Annotated in this window: 21 protein-coding genes; 19 read left to right on the top strand and 2 right to left on the bottom strand. The window is 50.2% G+C overall.

Annotated elements, in window-relative coordinates:
* Window positions 1–7 precede the first annotated feature (7 nt).
* The 5 genes from DCW36_RS08205 to clpB all read left to right on the top strand — a co-directional run bounded on the left by DCW36_RS08205 (window position 8) and on the right by clpB (window position 6,377).
* The gene (locus tag DCW36_RS08205; protein WP_114781851.1) at window positions 8–595 is read left to right on the top strand and encodes a YceI family protein; all 588 of its coding nucleotides are present in this window, start codon (window positions 8–10) and stop codon (window positions 593–595) included.
* A 50-nt stretch (window positions 596–645) separates the two neighbouring features.
* Entirely contained in the window at window positions 646–1,968 is a 1,323-nt protein-coding gene (locus DCW36_RS08200; RefSeq protein ID WP_114781850.1) for a hypothetical protein, read from the top strand.
* Between the two features lie 10 nt (window positions 1,969–1,978).
* Window positions 1,979–2,596 (top strand): hypothetical protein, encoded by a 618-nt coding sequence (locus DCW36_RS08195; protein WP_114781849.1) that lies wholly within the window; start codon window positions 1,979–1,981, stop codon window positions 2,594–2,596.
* 411 nt (window positions 2,597–3,007) lie between these two features.
* Window positions 3,008–3,562 (top strand): hypothetical protein, encoded by a 555-nt coding sequence (locus DCW36_RS08190; protein WP_114781848.1) that lies wholly within the window; start codon window positions 3,008–3,010, stop codon window positions 3,560–3,562.
* 196 nt (window positions 3,563–3,758) lie between these two features.
* Entirely contained in the window at window positions 3,759–6,377 is a 2,619-nt protein-coding gene (clpB, locus tag DCW36_RS08185; protein WP_114781847.1) for an ATP-dependent chaperone ClpB, read from the top strand.
* Window positions 6,378–6,460: 83 nt separating this feature from the next.
* On the opposite strand, the gene DCW36_RS08180 is transcribed toward clpB, so the two are convergent.
* The gene (locus tag DCW36_RS08180; protein WP_164891069.1) at window positions 6,461–7,663 is read right to left on the bottom strand and encodes a lactonase family protein; all 1,203 of its coding nucleotides are present in this window, start codon (window positions 7,661–7,663) and stop codon (window positions 6,461–6,463) included.
* 396 nt (window positions 7,664–8,059) lie between these two features.
* Window positions 8,060–8,755, bottom strand: a complete 696-nt coding sequence (locus DCW36_RS08175; RefSeq protein WP_240676095.1) for a carboxypeptidase-like regulatory domain-containing protein — start codon at window positions 8,753–8,755, stop codon at window positions 8,060–8,062.
* Window positions 8,756–8,824: 69 nt separating this feature from the next.
* Between DCW36_RS08175 and DCW36_RS08170 the strand changes: the two genes are divergently transcribed.
* The 14 genes from DCW36_RS08170 (at window position 8,825) to DCW36_RS08105 (ending at window position 22,767) form a co-directional block, all read left to right on the top strand.
* Window positions 8,825–9,211: an ArsR/SmtB family transcription factor gene (locus DCW36_RS08170; protein WP_114781845.1), complete on the top strand. Its 387-nt coding sequence runs from the start codon at window positions 8,825–8,827 to the stop codon at window positions 9,209–9,211.
* A gap of 168 nt (window positions 9,212–9,379) precedes the next feature.
* Window positions 9,380–10,075 carry a YjjG family noncanonical pyrimidine nucleotidase gene (locus DCW36_RS08165; RefSeq protein WP_114781918.1) on the top strand — a complete coding sequence of 232 codons (696 nt, stop codon included), beginning with the start codon at window positions 9,380–9,382 and terminating at the stop codon, window positions 10,073–10,075.
* A 438-nt stretch (window positions 10,076–10,513) separates the two neighbouring features.
* Window positions 10,514–12,148, top strand: a complete 1,635-nt coding sequence (gene pruA, locus DCW36_RS08160) for an L-glutamate gamma-semialdehyde dehydrogenase (RefSeq protein ID WP_114781844.1) — start codon at window positions 10,514–10,516, stop codon at window positions 12,146–12,148.
* A 106-nt stretch (window positions 12,149–12,254) separates the two neighbouring features.
* Complete coding sequence (locus DCW36_RS08155; protein WP_125185361.1) at window positions 12,255–13,766, top strand: T9SS type A sorting domain-containing protein; 1,512 nt, start codon at window positions 12,255–12,257, stop codon at window positions 13,764–13,766.
* A gap of 497 nt (window positions 13,767–14,263) precedes the next feature.
* Entirely contained in the window at window positions 14,264–14,644 is a 381-nt protein-coding gene (locus DCW36_RS08150) for an NADH-quinone oxidoreductase subunit A (protein ID WP_114781842.1), read from the top strand.
* Between the two features lie 83 nt (window positions 14,645–14,727).
* Complete coding sequence (locus DCW36_RS08145; RefSeq protein WP_114781841.1) at window positions 14,728–15,282, top strand: NADH-quinone oxidoreductase subunit B; 555 nt, start codon at window positions 14,728–14,730, stop codon at window positions 15,280–15,282.
* A 4-nt stretch (window positions 15,283–15,286) separates the two neighbouring features.
* Window positions 15,287–15,793 (top strand): NADH-quinone oxidoreductase subunit C, encoded by a 507-nt coding sequence (locus DCW36_RS08140; RefSeq protein WP_114781840.1) that lies wholly within the window; start codon window positions 15,287–15,289, stop codon window positions 15,791–15,793.
* A 58-nt stretch (window positions 15,794–15,851) separates the two neighbouring features.
* Window positions 15,852–17,102: an NADH dehydrogenase (quinone) subunit D gene (nuoD, locus tag DCW36_RS08135; RefSeq protein ID WP_114781839.1), complete on the top strand. Its 1,251-nt coding sequence runs from the start codon at window positions 15,852–15,854 to the stop codon at window positions 17,100–17,102.
* Window positions 17,103–17,272: 170 nt separating this feature from the next.
* Complete coding sequence (locus DCW36_RS08130; protein ID WP_114781838.1) at window positions 17,273–17,818, top strand: NADH-quinone oxidoreductase subunit NuoE family protein; 546 nt, start codon at window positions 17,273–17,275, stop codon at window positions 17,816–17,818.
* A gap of 51 nt (window positions 17,819–17,869) precedes the next feature.
* The gene (gene nuoF / locus DCW36_RS08125; protein ID WP_114781837.1) at window positions 17,870–19,216 is read left to right on the top strand and encodes an NADH-quinone oxidoreductase subunit NuoF; all 1,347 of its coding nucleotides are present in this window, start codon (window positions 17,870–17,872) and stop codon (window positions 19,214–19,216) included.
* A 379-nt stretch (window positions 19,217–19,595) separates the two neighbouring features.
* A complete protein-coding gene (locus tag DCW36_RS08120; RefSeq protein ID WP_114781836.1) occupies window positions 19,596–20,594 on the top strand; it encodes a 2Fe-2S iron-sulfur cluster-binding protein in 999 nt (332 codons plus the stop codon).
* Window positions 20,582–21,643, top strand: a complete 1,062-nt coding sequence (gene nuoH, locus DCW36_RS08115) for an NADH-quinone oxidoreductase subunit NuoH (RefSeq protein WP_114781835.1) — start codon at window positions 20,582–20,584, stop codon at window positions 21,641–21,643. The genes DCW36_RS08120 and nuoH overlap by 13 nt, the downstream gene beginning before the upstream one ends.
* A gap of 95 nt (window positions 21,644–21,738) precedes the next feature.
* On the top strand, window positions 21,739–22,248 hold the full coding sequence (locus DCW36_RS08110) for a NuoI/complex I 23 kDa subunit family protein (protein WP_114781834.1): 510 nt from the start codon (window positions 21,739–21,741) through the stop codon (window positions 22,246–22,248).
* A gap of 6 nt (window positions 22,249–22,254) precedes the next feature.
* Entirely contained in the window at window positions 22,255–22,767 is a 513-nt protein-coding gene (locus tag DCW36_RS08105) for an NADH-quinone oxidoreductase subunit J family protein (RefSeq protein WP_114781833.1), read from the top strand.
* Window positions 22,768–23,266 lie beyond the last annotated feature (499 nt).

Here is a 23,266-nt window from a genome sequence, read left to right as displayed (position 1 = left end):
CAACGTCATGAACACTTCAAGAGCATTAAAACTGATTTTCGCATTAGGCTTATTCTTAGGTCTGAGTTTTAATAACCAACTGCTTGCCCAGGAACAATACAAGCTGACCGGCAAGCCCGAACTTAAAGTAACCGGAACTTCTACCCTGCACGACTGGGAAATGGCTTCTGTACAATCGCTGGGCAAAGCCGAAATGATTGTAGAAGGCGCTTCGCTGAAAGATGTGAAATCAGCCAGAGTGGTTATGAAAACCGAAACCTTGAAGAGCGGCAAAGACAAGATGGATGAGATCGCTTACGAAACGCTTAAAACCAAGAAGCATCCGGAGATCGCCTTCACCCTGACTTCTTTCAAAAACCTGAGCGGCAACAAAGCACAGGCAACCGGCAACCTGACCATAGCCGGCACTACCAAACCGGTAACCTTTATCGTGGAAACAACTGTAAAAGGCGGCGCTGTTTACCTGACCGGCGAAACAGGCATCAAGTTCACCGAATTCAACATCGCGCCTCCAACTGCCCTGTTTGGCACGGTAAAAACCGGTAACGACCTGAAGCTGCTTTTCAAAGTTAACTTTCAACCAAACGCAATCTAAAATAGCATTATCTAAAAAATACTTTAACCACACATTAAATTCTTAAACACATGAAAAAGATCGCACTTTCCCTAGGTTTGATGCTGGGCTTAAGCTTAAGCTCCTTTGCACAGATCACACTCTCCGATATGCAGTATTGGAGACCCTACGACAAAAGAGGCCTGAACACGTTTGAAACTTCCAAAGCAGACACTATTCCTTACGAAGGCATTAAAGTAAGATTAGGCGGTGGCTTTACACAGCAGTTCCAGGCGCTTGAACACAAAAACACAGCAACTGCGGTAATGCAGGGCGAGAAAAACCTGAACAACCTGGTTCCGATAGAAAATGGCTTTAACCTGGCTTCTGCCAACCTGAACCTGGACGTAGCGCTTGCCGACGGTATCCGCCTGAACCTGATCACCTACCTGTCATCCAGACACCACTCTGAAGCCTGGGTAAAAGGTGGTTACATTCAGGTAGACAAAGCGGAGTTCCTCAACAGCCCGGTTGTTGATAAAATCTTCGAAAACCTGACCCTGAAAGTTGGTCACATGGAAATTAACTATGGCGATGCCCACTTCAGAAGAAGCGACAACGCGCAAACGCTGCAAAACCCATTCGTAGGTAACTACATCATGGATGCGTTTACAACCGAAATCGGTGCAGAAGCTATCTACCAGTACAAAGGCTTCCTGGCTGTAGGTTCCGTAACAGGCGGTGAGATTCAGGGTGGTATCCAGAGTCCTGGCAACCGGGCAGCCTCTTTCATCGGTAAACTGGGTTACGACAGCCAGTTATCTGACGCCCTGCGTGTACGCTTAACAGGTTCTGTTTACCACACCTCAAGCTCTGTTAGAAACACGCTGTATGGTGGCGACCGTGCCGGCTCACGTTACTTCCTGGTGATGGAGCAAGCCGTTAACGCAGCTGGTGTTGCAGCCTCTACTTCTGCTAACTTTACTTCCGGCCGCATTAACCCAGGCCTGACTGATAACATCACTGCCATGGTGGTTAACCCGTTCGTTAAATTCCACGGGCTTGAATTCTTCGGTAACTTTGAAAGAGCAAAAGGAAAAGCTCCGAACGAAACGACAGACCGTGTATGGAACCAGATCGGCACTGACCTGGTGTACAGAATCGGATCAAACGAAAACTTCTACGTAGCAGGCCGTTACAACAAAGTGGAAGGTCCGTTGGCGAAAGCAGCAGAGATGGCCGGCAGCGAAATTTCTATCGATAGAGTTGCCGTAGGCGGTGGCTGGTTTGTAACCAAAAACATCCTGGCGAAAGCCGAGTATGTAAGACAACAGTACAAAGGTTACGCTCAAAACAACCACCTGCATGGCGGCCAGTTCAACGGCATCATGCTGGAGGGCGCAATCTCCTTCTAATATGTAAACAATGTTGCTTATCCGTATCTTTCTGGTTACTGCCTCCATGCTAAGTGCAGCGCTGCTGCCGGCAAAAGAAGAGTTTGTGATTGTTAAAGGAAACAAAATAACAGTACAGGCAAACACAACCCTCGGAAGCATTAACTGCGCCTACACCAGCACAAGCGGCAACCAGAAAGATACACTTTACCTGAACAGGCAACTTCCCGGAAAAGACAGGTTAAAGCTCTCGGTACCTGTAGAAAAGTTCAGCTGTGGCAACCTCCTCCTCAACAAGGACTTCGCCAACACACTAAACGCAAAAAGGTATCCTTACACCTACATCGAGGTACTCAGCCTGAGAAGGCAGGGCAAAGATTACAAAGGAGAACTTAAGCTGGACCTGGCAGGAAAAACCATCTTACTTGAAAACGTTCACTTCAGTACCGTAAAGACCCAGGGCGCCGACCTGCTGAAAAGCAACATCCAGCTTAATTTTTCTGAAATAGGCCTTGAAACTCCCCGGAAAATGGGAGGCCTTTTTAAAGTTGATGATGAACTGAAGGTAAGTGTCGAATTAAGGTTAAGCAACCAGCAACAGGTAGGATTACTGCCAAATACCATCGCTACTTACTCAAAAATTAACTAACACCCCAGTGTATTGTTCCCGTGACTAACCTTGTAGTTTAAAGTCACACAGAAGTAAAGGAACAACTTAGCTAAACCAACACGTATCCACCCTTTACTGGTCCCGTGCAGCCCCGCTGCCGGGATCTTCTGTTTTACAGCAGTTCCTCATTTTCCAACCCTCTGCTTCTATCTCACCTTCACCTGCTTCCGGGACTTGTTCATTCCGGCTAATTTATTCTGCTGCCCCTGCCACCACAGCCTCTGCTGCTCACAAAACCTCTTGCTGTTGGCTATGAGAAGCAATGGCAGTAACGTGAACAGGAAATCAAAACCCAAAATTTAAGCAACCTGAGCTGTTCATGAAAAGTACAGTTTGTAGAGCGGGCACCGGAAACGCAGGAGGTTTAGCATTTTCATTCACCTACTATACATGGAAAAAACAAAGTTATTCACAGGCAACACCGAAGCAGAAATCTGGCAACAAGTAGCGGCAGACATGCAGCAGGAAGGCGACCTGCTTACTTACACAGCACTGCTAAACCAGAACGGCCGGGAAACGCTGCTGCACATCGACATTGATTTGGGCGGCGGGTTTGAGAGTGGTTTTTCCACTACGCTGTTGCGGGTAAAAATTACGCACCCTGTGTTCTTACAGTTTAATATACACGAGCAGGACCTTCTGAACGAAGTCGAGAAATTGTTTGGCATGGAAGATATCAAACTGGGTTACCCTGAATTCGATGCCGCTTTTATGGTCCAAACAAATCAGCCGGAAACTGTAAAAGCCCTTTTTGCTGATGAAGCTATCCGGAACACGCTACTCCGGCACCCCGATGCAAAACTCAAACTCCAGGCCAACGACGACGCTACCGGCTCCTGGCTCGAGTTCACGAAAGAGGATGCGATCGTAGACCCGGCAGAACTGCGGGAGGTGTACCAGTTGCTGCAAGGTATCCTGGAGAAAGTGAACACAAACAATCCGTAATCACCTTTAGTATGATTTTCTGCATCCGGCCGCCATCGTACTCCAAAGCAGCAACAGCTGCCATTATGGCGTAAAACATAAAATACATGCTTTTTCAGCCTGACATAATTTCATAAAAACTACTCAAAATGCAATTGGTTCGTATGTTGTTATATAGGATTACAGAAATCAAAACGATAGCTAAAGGATTAAGAAAATGAACTTTAATAACTATACCATCAAAGCCCAGGAGGCCATCCAGAAGGCCACCGAGATAGCAGGCGGCAACCAGCAGCAGGCTATCGACACCGGGCACATATTAAAAGCGATTCTCGAGACAGACGAGAACGTAACCAACTTCCTGCTCCAGAAGCTGAACGTAAACGGAAATATCCTGCACAGCAAACTGGACGAAATTGTAGCGGCTTACCCGAAAGTAAGCGGCGGTAGTCCATACTTGGCCAACGATGCGGCTGCGGCCTTGCAGAAAGCTACTTCTTATTTAAAAGAATTTGGCGATGAATATGTCGCCATCGAGCACATGCTGCTGGGCATCCTGGCGGGCCGCGACCGTGTGGCTTCGTTGTTAAAAGACGCCGGTTTCAACGAGAAAGACCTGAAGAAAGCCATCAAAGAACTTCGCGGCGGCGCCAAGGTAACCGACCAGAACGCCGAGGCTAAATACAACTCGCTCAAGCGCTACGCCAAGAACCTGAACGAACTGGCCCGCTCCGGCAAGATAGATCCGGTTATTGGCCGCGACGAGGAGATCAGGCGGGTACTGCAGATCCTGAGCCGCCGGACCAAGAACAACCCGGTGCTGCTGGGTGAACCCGGCGTGGGTAAAACAGCCATCGTAGAAGGCCTGGCGCAACGCATCGTATCCGGCGACGTGCCCGAGAACCTGAAAAACAAAACGTTGATGAGCCTCGACATGGGCTTGCTCGTGGCAGGTGCCAAGTATAAAGGCGAGTTCGAAGAACGCCTGAAAGCGGTGATAAAAGAAGTAGTGGATGCCGAAGGAGAAATAGTACTCTTTATCGATGAGATCCATACGCTGATAGGAGCCGGTGCCGGTGGCGAGAGTGCCATGGACGCAGCCAACCTGCTGAAGCCGGCCTTGGCCCGAGGCGAGTTGCATGCCATTGGTGCCACCACGCTTAAAGAGTACCAGAAGTACATCGAGAAGGATAAAGCACTGGAACGACGTTTCCAGGCGGTAATGGTGGAAGAGCCAAGCGTAGCCGATGCTATTTCGATTCTGCGTGGTATCAAAGACAAATACGAAGTGCACCACGGGGTGCGCATCAAAGACGATGCTATCATTGCCGCTGTAGAACTTTCGAACCGCTACATCACAGACCGTTTCCTGCCCGACAAGGCCATCGACCTGATGGACGAGGCAGCGGCCAAACTCCGCATTGAAATCGATTCGCTGCCTGTGGAGCTCGACGAGTTGCAGCGCCGCATCATGCAGCTGGAGATTGAGCGGGAAGCCATCCGTCGTGAAAATGACAAAGATAAAGAGGCCGTGCTTTCTAAAGAAATAGCCGACCTGAGCGGCAAGCGCGATGATCTGAAGGCCAAATGGCAGAACGAAAAGCAGATTATTGAGGGCATCCAGAAGGAGAAGGAGAATATTGAGCAGTATAAGCTGGAGGCAGAACAAGCCGAACGTTCCGGCGATTACGGTCGCGTAGCGGAGTTACGTTACGGTAAAATTCAGGAAGCTGAGGCACACCTGAAGCAACTGCAACAGCAGGTACAGGAAATGCAGGGCGAAAACCCGATGCTGAAGGAAGAGGTAAATTCCGAAGACATAGCCGAGGTAGTAGCCAAATGGACCGGCATCCCAGTCAGCAAAATGCTCCAGAGCGACCGCGAGAAGCTCCTGCACCTGGAAGCAGAACTGGGCAAACGCGTGGCCGGTCAGGAAGAAGCCATCGAGGCTATTTCCGATGCCGTGCGCCGCAGCCGTGCCGGCATGCAGGACCCGAAACGTCCGATCGGCTCGTTCATCTTCCTGGGCACCACCGGTGTGGGTAAAACCGAGTTGGCCAAAGCCCTGGCCGATTACCTGTTCAACGACGAGAACGCCATGGTGCGCATCGACATGAGCGAGTACCAGGAGCGCCACGCCGTAAGCCGTATGATTGGAGCGCCTCCGGGCTACATCGGGTACGACGAAGGCGGGCAGTTAACAGAAGCTGTGCGCCGTAAGCCCTACTCCGTGGTGCTGCTCGACGAGATCGAGAAAGCGCACCCCGACGTGTTCAACATCCTGCTGCAGGTACTCGACGATGGCCGCCTGACCGACAGCAAAGGCCGCGTGGTGAACTTCAAGAACACCATCATCATCATGACCTCGAACATTGGCTCGCACATTATCCAGAGCAATTTCGAGAGCATGGAGGAGTACAACAAAGAGGAAGTGATCGAACGCACCAAAGACGAGGTGTTCGAGCTGCTGAAAAAGTCGGTAAGGCCGGAGTTCCTCAACCGTATCGATGAACTGGTGATGTTCCGACCATTGAGCCGCGAGAATATCCGCAAAATTGTTTCCATCCAGTTCGGCCACATCCAGCACCGCCTGGAAGAAAGCGGCATACAATTAGTAGCTACCGACGAGGTGCTCGATTACCTGGGCGAACAAGGTTTCGATCCGCAGTTCGGTGCCCGTCCGCTGAAACGTGTGATCCAGCGCCAGGTGCTCAACGAACTGTCGAAAGAGATCCTGGCCGGCAAGATCAACAAAGATTCTGTGGTAGAAGCTACGTTAGACAATGGCCTGATCCGCTTCAACAATGTGGACGTGGAGATTCCGACGGGGGAGTAAGTTTAGTTTTAAAGTGTAGTTACAAAGCCGCCGCTCCGTCTGGAGCGGCGGCTTTTTGTTAGTAAAAGGGAGCAGGACTTCTATCATGGCTGCTTATCCGGCACCACCTGCAGGCAGGAGGGTTTGCTTACTTCTACTTCGTGTCCGGTTGGAGCCAGTTTTCCGGTGGCTTTGTCGATGTGGTAGGTGACGATGTTGCCGGAGCGTTCGTTTGCCACCAGCAGTACCGTTCCGGTTAAATCCAGCGTAAAATCGCGTGGCCAGTTGCCGTTGGTCGGTTCGTGCTCTACCAGCGTTAGCCTGCCGGTATTTTCATCAATAGCAAATACGACAATGCTGTTGTGCCCACGGTTGGAGCCATACAGGAACTTACCGTCTGCCGACACCTTTACAGCAGCGCATTGGTTGTTCTCCGTGAAACCTGCCGGTATGGTCGTGCTGGTTTGTATTTCAGAAAAAGTGCCCTTGCAGCTGTCGTAGGCCAGGGTTGTCATGGTGGAGTTTAGTTCGTTGATCACGTAGGCATAGCGGCCGTTCGGGTGAAAGACCATGTGGCGCGGTCCGGCACCGGGTTTTGCTGCAAAGGCTACTGGAGGTTCGTTGGGTGTTAGCCTGGCCTGCTCCGGCTGGAGTCGGTACCCCATGATGTTGTCCGTTCCCAGGTCCACGGCGAAAGCAAACCGGTTTGCCGGGTCCGGGTGAATGTAATGCGCATGCGGCCCCTCCTGCCGTGCCTTGTTTGGCCCTGTTCCTTCATGCTGCTCGGTGTCGGTGTAGTTTCCTAACTGCCCATCTGCCAGTACCGGGAAGGCGGTTACGCTTCCGTCGCCATAGCTGGCTACCAGTACGGTTTTGCCGGTTTTATCCAGGGAAATGTGGCAAAGCGAGCCACCGGAAGAAGCCTGCCGGTTCAGGAAGACCAGTTCGCCTGTGCGCGGATCAACGGTGAAAGCACTCACAGCACCACCCTTTCTGCCTTTATATTCACCCACTTCGTTTACAGCATACAGGAAGCGCTGCTGCTGGTCGAGCGTGAGGTACGAAGGGTTTTCGCCTGCTTTCACGGCACTCACACGTGTTAACGCGCCGGAACCGGTATCGAGGCGGTAAAGGAAGATGCTTTCGCTGTCGGGGCCGGCGTAAGTGCCGACGTACACCAGTGCGGTAGCTGCCGTTTCAGGTTGCGTTACGACAGCTGTACTTTGTTTCTGAACTGCGGGTGTGCAGGCTGCAAGTAGTAATAATAACGCGGCTGCCTTTGTGCAGAATAACTGTTTTATTTTCATATACCCTTGTTGCTGGTACCGAATATAAAAAGCCTCTTCCATTAATACCAAATAGTATTTATTCGCTTCCATATAAATATTCCTCCCTCCTGTCACCCCGGAGGGATCTTCTGGGCTAGCTGCAGAAACATCTGCTAAAAGCAGAATCGTAATGGAAAATCCTTTTTACTATTTGGTATAATAGATCGCGTTCCTGCAGCTTTCCCACAAGATCCTTCCAGGATGACAAAAAGGTGTGGCTACTATGGAAGCAACTACATACAGTGTAGTACTAAATATAGGCAATGAGAAGCAACCTTGTTTACAGCATCTTAATATTTCGCTGGTAAGCTTGTGGAGAGGGTATGGTGGCAGGAGCAGAAAGAATTTTAGGGCTGCAAGATCAGCAATTCAACCTTACTTCTTCTTAAACTCCCCGTTCCGGATCATGTCGATGAGTTTGAGCACAGCAAAGGGACTGATGGTCGGAATCATGTTTTTCTGCTCTACCCGCTGTATGTGCTGCTGGTTCCAGTTCCGGAAGTTAGCGGCGCCATCCATGGGCGTATGTTTAAACAAATCTTCCAGCACCTCCGGGTCCAGGTTGCGCATGGCCACGGCCCGACCGTCGTCGGGTAGTTTTGCATTGAGCACAGCCTGCCGGAAATCGCGTTCCGTTGGCCACGGAAATACCTCAACCATTGGCAGTTCCTTCACATCTTCCTGCAACTGCATAATAATGGAGTAACCCTGGCTTTTATAATTTTCCGGGATGATCAGGTATTCTTTTTTATACCCCAGTGCATTGAACACCACGCTGTCGCCTGTTAATACAGGCAGCGAAAAGTAGCCGAATTCGTTTGTCTGGGTACCCCGGCTGGTGCCCGGCACATACACCACTACGCCGCCCACACCATACAAACTGTCGCCGATGGCTACAAAACCCGATAACTGCACCACTCCTCTTTGCTGCCCCTGCGGACTCTGCCGCTTTACCTGTGCAGTAGCCTCCTGTGTAGTTCCCGTAAATGCCAGTACCAGTGCCAGCACGGGCACCAGCAGCCATTTACAGGATGCAGGAAGAGGAATTCTGGTTAAGGAAGATAGGTTCATGTGGTACAATTTACTTTTTAATAATTTATTATAGCAGGTTTTCCCTAATTTTGTTTGGGAATACACGGCATGAGACTTAAACATTTTAATATTGCCTTTGGTGAACAGGTTTTTAAAGCCCTGGCCGATGAATCGCGCATCCGCATCATCAGCCTGATCCTGCACAACAAAGAAATGTGTATATCGGACCTCGAACAGGTACTCGACTTTACCCAGACCAAAACGTCGCGGCATCTTTCGTATTTAAGAGGCGCCGGCCTGGTTACGCCCCGCAAAATAGACCAGTGGGTATTCTATTCCCTCAAAGAAGAAACCGCCGATGTTCTTACGCAGATATACAGTTACCTGGAACGGGACCCGGTGCTGCTCAAAGACCAGGAAATATACCGAATCCTGTTTTCGAACCGCGAATTAGCTGTCAACAAAATACAGGCCAGACGCTGGATGGCACCTTAAATCAGGCAAAAACACTATATTCTATCCTTTAACTTCAGGAACCCGGCTGTTATTGCACCGGACCTTTTATTGTTTTAGCTACCGCACCTGCCTCATGCAAATTTAACTTTAATCCGGCAAAACACAGGCATTTCCGTTGCGTTCTAAAAAATGAATTACAATGCTTCCATGAAAAAATACACACACATTCTATTCGATCTGGACCACACGCTCTGGGATTTTGAAAAAAACGCAGAAGAAACCCTGTACGCGCTGTTCGACCAGTTTGCTTTAGGAGAACACGGAAAATTCGATTGTAATTCATTTTACCGGAAATACAGGTTTATAAACACCCGCCTCTGGGACCTTTACAACAAGGGAAAAATAACGCAGGAGGAGTTGCGCCACCAGCGTTTTCAGAAAACACTCCTCGGGCTGGGCCTGCAGCAGCACCAGATCCCCGCCGGCCTGCCCGACGCCTACACTACGCTCTGCCCCACCAAAACAGCGGTTTTCCCTTACACGCACGAGGTATTGGCGTACCTGCAGCCACGGTACGGCCTGCACATCATCACCAATGGCTTTAAGGAAATACAATATGTAAAGATGAACTCTTCGCAGCTGCACCCTTACTTCAAGGAAATTGTGACTTCGGAATGCTGTGGCTATAAAAAACCCGACAAACGTATTTTTGAACATGCCCTGCAGCGCATCAACGTAACGCCGGACGAGTGCCTGATGGTGGGCGACAACCTGGAATGTGACATAGAAGGCGCCAAAGCCGCCGGTATAGACCAGGTTTTCTTTAACCCCGAAAACAGGAGGCACCGCAGCAAACCTACCTACGAAATCCGCTGCCTCAGCGAGCTGAAGCAGATACTTTAGTAAGGTGCTGAATTTTTGTCTGAATGAGGATTGTCTTGAACAGGATTAAAAGATTAAATGATCATAAAGATTTCGCTATTGCGTAACAGAATCCTGCTTATCCTTTAATCTCATAATCGTGTTCAAGACATCAGCAGAGGCAATGGTGGCAGGAGCAGCATAAAAAACAGCCTCCAGGAAGCTTAAAAAAATGCGCTGCTCCTGCCACCACAGCCTCTGCTCCTTTTGCCTGAATCAAAGTCTTCAGAATTACAACAATTTAACAATTCATCCATTTAAAAATTAGCACATCAGCACATTAATCAATTAGCACATTACCCCATCAGCCCATTAATTTTTTTCATCAGATTTTTTCTAATTCACGTTTCCATTCGTACTAAAAATACCTTTTGCCTTCAGGCAATTTTCAGTCACACTTAAATGCGAGGTAAAACACGTATGGCAACCGGATTTTTTAAAGTACCCACTCCTGTAAACGAACCAGTAAAATCATATGCGCCGGGCTCTCCTGAGCGGGAAGAGCTGCTCAGCACCTACCAGGCCCTGAAAGCCGACGAGGTAGACGTGCCCATGTTCATTGGCGGCGACGAGGTGCGCACCGGCAACAAACAGCCCATCCTGCAGCCCCACGACCACCAGCACGTGCTTGGCTACTACCACGAAGGCGACGCGACCCACGTGGAACAAGCCATAAACGCGGCCCTGGCCGCCCGCGAAGCCTGGGCTGAAATGAGTTGGGAGCACCGCGCCAGTATTTTCCTGAAAGCAGCCGACCTCCTGGCTGGTCCCTGGCGCGCGCAGCTAAACGCCGCCACCATGCTGGGGCAGTCGAAGAATGCGTTTCAGGCCGAAATAGATTCTGCCTGCGAACTGATCGACTTCCTGCGCTTTAACGTGCACTACATGACGGAGATTTACCAGATGCAGCCCGAGTCGTCGCCGGGAGTATGGAACCGCATGGAGCACCGCCCGCTCGAAGGCTTTGTGTTTGCGCTCACGCCGTTCAACTTCACGGCTATTGCAGGCAACCTGCCTACCTCGGTCGCCATGATGGGCAACGTGGTGATCTGGAAACCGGCACACACCCAGATTTATGCGGCCCACATGATCATGGAACTGCTGGAAGAGGCGGGGCTGCCAAACGGCGTCATCAACCTGATTTATGTAGACGGCCCAACGGCAGGCGACGTGATCTTCAACCACCGCGATTTTGCCGGCATCCACTTTACAGGCAGCACCGGCGTGTTTCAGCACATCTGGAAAACCATCGGCAACAACATCCACAGGTACAAAAGCTACCCGCGCATTGTAGGCGAAACAGGTGGCAAAGACTTTATCTTGGCCCATCCTTCTGCAGATGCCAAAGCGCTGGCTACGGCCATCACCCGCGGCGCTTTCGAGTACCAGGGCCAGAAATGCTCCGCCGCCTCCCGCGCCTATATCCCGGATAACCTGTGGGAGGAAGTAGAACAGTACATACGGGAAGATCTGAAGTCCTTTAAAATGGGACCACCCGAAGATTTCTCCAACTTCATCAACGCCGTTATTGACGAGAAGTCGTTCGATAAAATTGCACAGTATATTGAGAATGCGAAGAAAAGCAATGAAGTGGAAGTGATAACCGGCGGCAATTACGACAAATCGAAAGGCTACTTTATCGAACCTACGGTGCTGCTCGCGCACAACCCGCAGTACGTGACCATGTGCGAAGAAATTTTCGGACCGGTTATTACCATCTACGTGTACAACGAGCACAATTTCGAGGACACGCTGGAGCTGGTAAACGACACGTCGCCCTACGCCCTCACCGGCGCCATCTTCGCCCGCGACCGCTATGCCGTGGAACTGGCCACCAAAAAACTAAGCAACGCAGCCGGAAACTTCTACATCAACGACAAACCAACCGGTGCCGTGGTAGGCCAGCAGCCCTTCGGCGGCGCCCGGGCCTCCGGCACCAACGACAAGGCAGGCTCCATGCTCAACCTGCTGCGCTGGGTTTCGGCGCGGTCGATCAAGGAGACGTTTGTGCCGCCGGTGGATTATAGGTATCCATTTTTGAGGGAAGGGAAGTAGTGTTACAGAAGCTCAACAATTAAAAGTCCCGCCTGAAACAGTTTCAGGGGGACTTTTTTGCTTTGTTCTACCTCCTGTTTCCTGCCGGTTATAGCCCCAGTTGGACTTGAAACAACAGACTTCAAAATACCCAGAAGTGGGTATTGACAAATATTCAAATATTAAGTTATTTTTAATGTTTAAACTCAAAAAAACTCTCTTTATGCAAAAAATTTACTCTGGTTTTAACGTCCGAAACACCTGTCTGCCTGTACTGCTGGCGTGTTTCCTGCAGCTTGTTTTAACAGATGCGGCACAAGCAGAACAACAGCGCCCATTCGGGCTGAATTCCACTAAACGACTTGAGCAAAAACGCCAACGGATAGCTAAAACATTAAAGGTTGCTGATGCTCGTTTCACAACACATCGACTGGCAGCTTCTACCATTTCCAGGCCGCTCACCAGCACAGAGTACGAACCTGAAGGCACAGGCTGGCGACAAACCTCAACTTTCTCCTACACATACGACAATATGGGTCGCATTACAGAAGAAGCAGGCCAAAATAGTCAGGGAACAAATACCTATAAATACACGCTCTCCTATAGCCAGGAGGGACACAACACCGGCTTCGTTTATTATCGATGGGAAGGTGGAAACTGGGTGATACAATATGGCTACCAAACCACAATTACCTACGATTCTAATGGTCGGCTATCAGAAGTAACAGAAAGTGAATGGGAAGAAGGCACTTGGAAGCTAAGTTGGAGAACCACGTTAACTTATAATTCCAGCGGCGACCTTACAGAAGTCACAGATTATTCCAGGGAAGGCACAGCATGGGAAGCAGATGGAAACACTACCTATACGTATACAGCTCCCAACACGGCTCCTACCGCAATTATTTATTCGGAGACAAATGAAGCCGGCACAATGGAACCATACGAGCATATTACAAACATTGTTTGGCGAGAATTTACAGCCGGAGATATTAACAGTTATTTCAATGAGGAAGACTGGTGGACTAGCGCAATTGAGCAGGAATGGGTGGATGGCAATTGGGTAAACGAAAGTAAATGGACTGCGACATTTGGCGAAAATGACAGCTATGTGGGAATCGATCAGGAGTGGAAAAATGGCGCGTGGGTAAACAACTGGCGCTACACTAAAACGTTAGATGCACACGGAAATGTACTTTTAAACCAGGATGAAGAATGGGAAAATGGTGCCTGGGACATTCAATACGGCTCAAAGACTCGCTACACTTTTAACGCCTCCAACCAGGTAACAGAAATGATTGAGGAGATGTGGAATGACCAGGCCAGCAGGTACGAACCTATGTTACGTATCGTCTATTCCAATTTCCAGACCATCACTTCAGCCTCAAAAGAAGTAGCAGCGCTCCTGACAGAAGCATACCCCAATCCGACTGCCGATAACATTACAGTTCGTTTTGCACAGTCTGCCACCCAGGCAACTTTAACAGTTACTGACCTGACCGGCAAAACCGTTTTAACAAAACAACTGAAACCTACCACCACACAGCAGGAACTTGATCTGGCTAATATTCCATCCGGCCTTTACCTGCTGCAGCTGCACACAGGTGATGCGGTAGCTACCAGGAAAATAATCAAACAATAGCAACTCAATTAAGCCCTTATTATCCGGAGCCATGCAATGCTGTATGGCTCCGATCATTTCAGGACCTTTCTGCTCCTGCCACCACACCCTCTCCTACTCCTCAAAACCCAAATACAGGACGCAACATAACCTTTTTTCCGCCCTGGAGGGAGCAAGGTTATTTACATATGCCGCAGGCGAAAAGGCCCCTGGCCCTTCATTTTGAAATAGCCACCCACAGCCACAATAGCAAAAACCAAACACCCTCTCCAAAACAAAACCGCACGCTTCAACCCCACACCCCCTTACCAAATACACCCACAACACCATAACATAAGACAAACACAAACATGAGACCATAAAAATTACACCTTACCAACAAAACATCTGCATTTTCAACAAATATTACTTATATTACAACAAGTAAAAACACCCTATTTCTGTTATTTTTAGTCTTTTGATTGTGGGTATTTATCTCTAATTTTGTTACTAAATTTCGATAAAGGACAAAAAATTATATGGAAACAACTGTAGACCAGTATGTACCGTCGGATTATCTTCCCATTATCATTCAGTTTGCCGCGGCGCTGGCATTTGTGCTTTTCGCACTTGGCCTCACCCACCTGCTCGGCCCCAAGCGTAGCAGCAAGGTAAAAGACGCTGCCTGGGAAAGTGGTATTGAGTCTGTTGGCGATGCCCGTACGCCTATCTCCTATAAATATTTCATGACGGCCATCCTGTTTGTACTTTTTGATGTGGAAATTATATTCCTCTATCCCTGGGCAGTTAATTTCAGAAGCTTTGGTGTGGAAGGTTTTATCCAGATGCTCGTATTCATGGGCCTGCTGCTCGTCGGCTTTTTCTATGTCCTGAAAAAAGGCATTTTAAAGTGGGAGTAAGCATTTAAACTTTTACATGCCAAAAATTGTTTCTAAACCAGGAAACGAACTCCTTTTTTAGAAATAATTTAGAGATACGAAAAATGAGCGATACAAATAATAATACAAATTTTGCAGAGGCACCTGAAGGCTATACGGGTGCAGGCTTTTTTGCCACATCACTTGAAAAAATTGTAGGCCTTGCCCGGAAAAACTCCCTTTGGCCGCTCCCCTTCGCCACTTCGTGCTGTGGCATCGAGTTTATGGCTACCATGGGCTCTACCTACGACCTCTCCCGCTTCGGCTCGGAACGTATGAGCTTTTCGCCGCGCCAGGCCGACGTGCTGATGGTGATGGGTACGATCGCTAAAAAAATGGGACCGGTGGTAAAGCAGGTATACGAGCAGATGGCGGAGCCACGCTGGGTAATTGCCGTAGGCGCCTGTGCCACGACCGGCGGTATTTTCGATACATACTCTGTGTTACAGGGAATCGACCGTATTGTACCGGTAGATGTGTATGTACCGGGTTGCCCGCCTCGTCCGGAGCAGATTCTGGAAGGTGTGCTGCGCGTGCAGGATCTGGCAGAAAACGAATCGTTGCGCCGCCGCAACTCGCCTGAATACCAGGCCCTGTTAGCCTCTTACAACATAAAATAAGCAAATGGAGCTTACGAACGAAAACGTACTCGGTAAGATAATCGAACAGTTTGGCGAAGAGCATGTATGGGATGCCTACAACCCCGATGGCATCATGACCTTCCATACCGACCGCGAAACCATCCTGCCGCTAATAGAATACCTGTATGAGGACAAGGAACTGCAGGTTCAGTTTCTGACTACGATGTGCGGTATCCACTACCCGGAGCAGAAAGGCAAGGAGCTTTGTGTGATGTACCAGCTGCACAGCCTGCGCCACAACTTCCGTCTCCGCATCAAGGTGTATCTTTCAAAAGAGGACCCGGTCATGCCGACCCTGACAAAGCTATATGCTACGGCTAACTGGATGGAGCGGGAGACGTTCGACTTCTACGGCATCGTGTTCCAGGGCCATCCGAACCTGACACGCATCCTGAATGTGGAAGACATGGAGTACTTCCCGATGCTGAAACAGTATCCGCTGGAAGACCCAACGCGGGAGGACAAAATCGATACTTACTTCGGACGTTAAGCTGTTGCCTTGCCTGTAGCCCCTGCGGGTTGCCGGCAACAACCAGAACAAAACAATTATGGCGACTGAAATTAAAAATAAACCCACAACTGCCCTCGACCCGGTGCGGGGCACGCGTGAGCTTTCCCTGAGACACCAGGACAACACGAACTATACCACGCTGAACCTGGGGCCTACGCACCCGGCCACGCATGGTATCTTCCAGAACATCCTCCAGATGGACGGTGAGAAGATTATGTCGGCAGAACCGACGATCGGCTACATTCACCGTGCCTTCGAGAAAATAGCAGAACGCAGGGCTTTCTACCAGATTACCCCGCTCACCGACCGCATGAACTACTGCTCGGCGCCCATCAACAACATGGGCTACCACATGACGGTAGAAAAGCTGTTAGGAATTACCATTCCGAAGCGTGCGCAGTACATCCGGGTCATCATGATGGAACTTGCCCGCATCACCGACCACCTCATCTGTAACTCGGTTATCGGCGTGGACTCCGGCGCTTTATCGGGCTTCCTGTACGTAATGCAGATGCGCGAGAAGGTGTACGATATCTACGAAGAAGTTTGCGGCGCCCGCCTCACCACCAACATGGGCCGCATCGGCGGCATGGAGCGCGACCTTTCCCCTAAGGCCATTCACCTGATCAAGGAGTTCCTGAAGGAGTTCCCGAAAGTATGGTCGGAGTTTGAGGGACTGCTTACCCGCAACCGTATTTTCATGGACCGCACGCAGGGCATCAGCAAGATATCGGCAGAACGTGCGCTTAACTACGGCTTCACCGGCCCGAACCTGCGTGCTGCCGGGGTAGATTACGATGTGCGTGTGATGAACCCGTATTCTTCGTACGAGGACTTCGATTTCGAGATCCCAGTAGGAAACAGCGGCGACATCTACGACCGCTTCATCGTGCGAAACGCCGAAGTATGGGAAAGTTTGAAGATAGTCGAGCAGGCGATCAACAACCTGCCGGAAGGCTCTTACCATGCCGATGCACCACACTATTACCTGCCGCCAAAGCAGGAGGTATACCGCAGCATGGAAGCGCTCATCTACCACTTTAAAATTGTGATGGGCGAGATTGACGCTCCGGTGGGTGAAGTGTACCATTCGGTAGAAGGAGGCAACGGTGAATTAGGCTTCTACCTCATTAGCGACGGTGGCCGCTCGCCTTACAGGCTGCACTTCCGCCGTCCGTGCTTTATCTACTACCAGGCATACCCGGAACTGATTATCGGCAGCCAGCTGTCAGACGCAATCCTGACGCTCAGCAGCCTGAACGTTATTGCCGGCGAGCTCGATTCATAAAAATATTTGTGTCATTTCGACCGCAGGGAGAAATCTGGTAGTGACACAAAGAAAGATTAACTCAAATTTCTCCCTGCGGCACCAATGACAGTAGCTTTTTATAGCTCTGTTCACGATTAAGTCTATATCAATTACCACTGAATCCCAACAGGACCAGTGACCATAAAAAAATGGCAGATATAAAAAACGAAGTAAAGTTTTCTGACGCGGCCATGGCCGACATACAGCGCTACATCAGCCACTACCCGGAAGGACGCCAGAAATCGGCTATCTTACCCATCCTGCACATTGCGCAGGCCGAATTTGGCGGCTGGGTAAGTCCCGAGGTAATGGACAAGGTGGCGGAGATTCTCAACATCCAACCGATCGAGGTATACGAAGTAGCCACCTTCTACACCATGTTCAACCTGAAGCCGGTAGGAAAGCATGTACTGGAAGTATGCCGTACCGGCCCTTGCTGCCTTCGTGGCGCTGATCAGCTGATTGACATGCTGAAAGAAAAGCTGGGTGTGGAAGAAGGCGGTACCAGCGCCGATGGCATGTTTACCCTGAAGCCGGTAGAGTGCCTGGCTTCGTGCGGTACAGGCCCCATGCTGCAGGTACGCGAGAAATTCTACGAGAACCTCGATACCGAGGAGCGCGTGGATGCCTTCCTGGACATGATGCGCAAATCAGAAGTTGAAACGCCGTACCATGTGGCTGCTTATAAAAAATAGGCAGCCTCGTTACGTTTAATCATCCGCTACAAAAAAGAGAGATATCCAGCAATGGGACTTAAAATATTAACCGAACATATCAACGTACCAGGCATCGAAACCATCGACGTCTACCGGAAGCATGGCGGCTACAAATCTGTAGAGAAAGCCCTGAAAATGATGTCGCCGGAGCAGGTGGTGGTGGAAGTAAAAACCTCGGGGCTGCGTGGCCGCGGGGGCGCCGGCTTCCCGACAGGTATGAAATGGAGCTTCCTGGCCAAACCGGAAGGTGTGCCGCGCTACCTCGTTTGCAACGCCGACGAGTCGGAGCCGGGCACGTTCAAGGACCGCTGGTTCATGGAGCGCAACCCGCATGCGCTGGTGGAAGGTATGATTACCTCGAGCTACGCCCTGGGCGCCAATACCTCCTATATCTACATCCGCGGGGAGCTTATGTTTATCCTGCGCATCCTCGAGAAAGCGATTGCAGAAGCCTACGCTGCCGGCTTGCTGGGCAAAAACATCCTGGGTTCCGGTTACGACCTGGACCTGCACGTAGCGCCCGGTGGTGGTGCTTACATTTGCGGTGAAGAAACAGCTTTGCTCGAGTCGCTGGAAGGCAAGCGTGGCAACCCGCGCAACAAGCCCCCGTTCCCGGCGGTAAAAGGTTTGTTTGCCTGCCCAACGGTGGTAAACAACGTGGAAACCATCGCCAGTGTGCCTTGGATCGTGAACAACACAGGTGCCGAGTACGCCAAAGTAGGCATAGGCCGCAGCACCGGCACCAAACTGATCTCCGCCAGCGGCAACATCAACAACCCGGGTGTGTATGAAATTGACCTGGGCGTGCCGGTAGAAGAGTTTATCTACTCCGACGAATACTGTGGCGGCATCTGGAAAGGCCGGAAACTAAAAGCAGTCGTACCAGGCGGTAGCTCCGTTCCTATTCTGCCAGCCGACCTGATCCTGAAGACAGCTGCCGGTGAGCAGCGCCTCATGAGCTACGAGTCTTTATCCGACGGTGGTTTTGTGAGCGGTTCTATGCTGGGCTCCGGTGCCTTTATCGTATTCGACGACCAACAGTGCATCGTGCGTAACACCTGGAACTACTCCCGCTTCTACCATCACGAGTCATGCGGGCAGTGCAGCCCCTGCCGCGAAGGTACAGGCTGGATGGAAAAAGTACTCCACCGCATCGAGTACGGCCACGGCCACCAACAGGACATCGACCTGCTCGTAAGCGTAGCCAAGCAAATCGAAGGCAACACCATCTGCCCATTGGGCGATGCCGCTGCCTGGCCTGTAGCTGCCGCCATCCGTCACTTCCGCGACGAGTTCGAGTGGCACATCAAGTACCCACGCGAAGCAACGGCTCCGGGAGCGGTGTACCAGGGGCAGTTGGCGACAGTGAGTGCTTAAGCAGTAGCAATGGTGAGTGCTGCTGCAAAGAAAAACAGGCATTACAGCGGAGACTATCCCCTTGAGGGGACTATAGGGGTTTAAATTTCGAAGGTAATATGTTTTATTTACCGCTTCTGCAATTTGATCGCAGGTGTAAACACCCCTCCAAGAGCCATGCTCGCAGCTCTAAAGCTCTCGCTTTAGGTTGTCCTCAAGGGGAGAGTCCGCTATCATCAAACAGCACTGTTCTCAATTAAGGTACAGCAACTGCCTGGGATTACAAATCCCAAGGCTCCCAAGATTCGGATTACAAATCTGAATCAGCAATAAGATAGAATAAACCATTAAATTTTATTAGTTATCCCCAATATCGAATAACTAATAACCAATAACTCAAATGGCTAAAATAACATTCGACGGAATAGAAGTAGAAGTAGAAGATGGCACTACCATCCTGCAGGCTGCCCGCAAAATTGGCGGCCATGTGGTGCCGCCTGCTATGTGTTATTACACTCCCCTGAAAGGCAGTGGTGGCAAGTGCCGCGTGTGCCTTGTGAAAGTAACGCAGGGCTCTACCAAAGACCCACGCCCAATGCCAAAACTGGTGGCTTCGTGCATTACGCAGGTGCAGGACGGCATGGTGGTGGAAAACACCACAAACGAAGACGTACTCAATGCCCGCAAAAGCATTGTAGAGATGCTGCTCATCAACCACCCGCTCGACTGCCCGGTTTGCGACCAGGCCGGTGAGTGTAGCCTCCAGGACCTCTCCTACGAGCATGGCGTGAGCGCCACCCGCTACGAAGAAGAAAGAAGAACTTTCAACCGCGTAGACCTGGGGCCTTACATCCAGCTGCACATGACGCGGTGCATCCTTTGCTACCGCTGCGTATACACCGCCGACCAGGTAACCGATAAACGGGTACATGGCGTGTTAGGTCGTGGCGATGCTGCCGAAATCGGCACCTACATCGAGAACATGGTCGATAACGACTTTTCCGGTAACGTGATTGACGTATGCCCGGTGGGTGCGCTGACGGATAAAACCTGGCGTTTCAAAAACCGCGTGTGGTTCACCAAGCCACTGGACGCCCACCGCGACTGCCCTACCTGCAGCGGCAAGGTAACGCTCTGGAACCGCGGCGAAACCGTACTGCGTGTAACAGCCCGCAAAGACAAGTACAACGAAGTAGAAGAGTTTATCTGTAATACCTGCCGCTTCGACAAAAAGGAGATGAGCGACTGGACCATCGAAGGTCCGCGTAAAATCGAGCACAGCTCGGTTATCTCTGCCAACCATTACGAGTTGCCGGTAGCCAATGTGCCAATCGTGCCAAACCTTCCGAAATCAGCTAAGAAAGATTTACCAAACGCACCTGAACAATGGAATCCGTAGATCTAATTTATAAAGCAATTTACATCCTGGTCATCTTCGGCATTACGCTGCTGATTGCCACCTACTCTACTTACGCCGAGCGTAAAGTAGCCGCCTTTATCCAGGACCGCATCGGGCCCAACCGTGCCGGTCCGTTTGGTTTGCTGCAGCCGCTGGCCGATGCGGGCAAAATGTTCTTTAAAGAAGAATTTATCCCTGCCCGCTCCAACAAGACACTCTTTATTGTAGGCCCGGGAGTGGCCATGCTGATAGCCTGTATGTCGAGTGCGGTAATACCTTTTGGCGATATGCTGATTATTAACGGGCGCGAGCTGTACCTGCAGGCAATTGAAGTAAATATTGGTGTACTGTATGTATTCGGGGTTGTGTCGCTGGGTGTGTATGGCATTATGATTGGTGGCTGGGCTTCCAATAACAAATTCTCGTTGCTGGGCGCGATCCGGGCTGCCAGCCAGAACATCAGCTACGAACTGGCCATGGGCTTATCCATTATTGCCGTACTGATGATGTCGGGCACGCTGTCGCTACGCGAGATTGCAGCACAGCAGGCAGGCTTTAACTGGAACATCTGGTATCAGCCATTGGGCTTTATCATCTTTCTGGTGTGTGCCTTCGCCGAAACCAACCGTACCCCGTTCGACTTACCCGAATGTGAGGCGGAACTGGTGGGCGGCTACCACACCGAGTATAGTTCCATGAAACTGGGCCTGTACCTGTTTGCTGAGTACATCAACATTTTTGTGGCTTCGGCTGTTATGTCTACCTTGTACTTTGGCGCTTACAACTTCCCGTTCATGAACGAACTGGGCGCCTTGATTTCCGATGACCCGGTTACCGCAAACAACGTGATAACCGTGCTGGGCGTAATCGTCATGTTTGCGAAGATATTCTTCTTTATCTTCTTCTTTATGTGGGTACGCTGGACATTGCCACGCTTCCGCTACGACCAACTGATGAAACTGGGCTGGCAGATCCTGATCCCACTGGCTATTTTCAATATCCTGCTGACAGGCGGCGGCATCCTGCTGTTCGACTACCTGAGAGGATAAAGTATTTTAATTAAAGGAATGGTATTTGAATGTTGAAGGGCGTTGTGTTGTTGTAAAGTAAAACAACGTGTAGATACATTTATAACAGATAAGAGATGGAACCACTAACCAATAGAAGAAAACAACTGGAAAAAAAGGAGATGACGTTCGCTGAAAAAGCGTACCTGCCTGCTATTTTTTCAGGAATGGGGGTAACCCTAAAACACTTTTTCAAAAAGAAAGCAACGATCCAGTTCCCGGAGCAAACACGCCAGCGCAGCGATGTGTGGCGTGGCCTGCACGTGCTCAAGCGCGATGAGCAGGGACGCGAACGCTGTACCGCCTGCGGACTTTGTGCTGTAGCCTGTCCTGCCGAAGCCATCACCATGACAGCCGGTGAGCGGGTGAAAGGCGAGGAGCACCTGTACCGTGAAGAGAAGTATGCTGTTACTTACGAGATAAACATGCTGCGCTGCATCTTCTGCGGACTATGCGAGGAAGCCTGCCCGAAAGCAGCTATTTTCCTGCAGGACGATAAAATTGCGCCGGCCCGTTACGAGCGCGATGAGTTCTTCTACGGAAAAGACAGACTGGTTGAACCGTTAAAAACCACCGAAACAAAATAAACTCCCATGACAACAGAGAGCCTGTTTTACTTTCTTGCATCCCTTACGCTGCTGTGCGCCCTGCTGGTGGTTATTTCCAAAAACCCGATACACAGCGTGCTGTTCCTGATCGTTACCTTCTTTACCATTTCAGGACATTACGTTTTGCTGAATGCACAGTTCCTGGCGGCCGTTAACATTATCGTATATGCAGGCGCCATCATGGTGTTGTTCCTGTTCGTGATCATGTTCCTGAACCAGAACCAGCAGGTGGTTTCGACCCCCACCCTCAGCAAACTGGCCGGGGCAATTGCCGGTGGCATGCTGCTGGTGATATTAGTAGCCGGTCTGAAAGATGCAAATGTAACGGAGCATACGCCGGGCAACTTTAATTCACAAATCGGGATGGTGGAGAACCTGGGCCAGGTGCTTTATACGCAGTACCTGCTCCCGTTTGAGCTCGCTTCGGTGCTGTTCCTGGTAGCGATGGTGGGAGCCGTGTTCCTGGGCAAGAAAGAAGTTGGGGAAGCCCATTTTTAAAAGAAGATAAATTTTCAGGAAAGCCGGTGCCGTAAATGGACCGGCTTTTTTGTTTTTCAGCAGTTCCAAAGATTTCATAGCGTCTATTTTGTCTGAATCAGGATTTACAGAATTTTAGGATTTTCAGGAATAACATATACCAGATAGAGTTTACTCAGTTCCACAAAACTATTTCTCTTTTATCCTCCCCGTAGGGGTAGGGCCGTTTCATTCTCCGAGACTATCCCCTTGAGGGGATTATAGGGGTGTTAATTTCGAAGGTAAAAAGTCTGAAATTAAGTTGACAGGATTTTTCGCAGGTGTAAACACCCCTCCCGCTCCCCTCAAGGGGAGAATCCGCTAGAATGAAACGGCCCTCCCCGTAGGGGATCTCATACCTTTACTACAAGCGTATACAGTACAAGTTTTATATACTTTTAAAAGACAGATGCAGGAAGGTAACTATAGGGAATCTACATACACTTGGTGATATGGACCACAAGGAATCTCCTTCCTGTAT

It is taken from the genome of Botryobacter ruber (assembly GCF_003347595.2).
GTDB lineage: Bacteria > Bacteroidota > Bacteroidia > Cytophagales > Hymenobacteraceae > Pontibacter > Pontibacter ruber_A.
The sequence above is the reverse complement of the archived record's forward strand: the minus strand, read 5'-3'. Positions and strand labels throughout refer to the sequence as shown.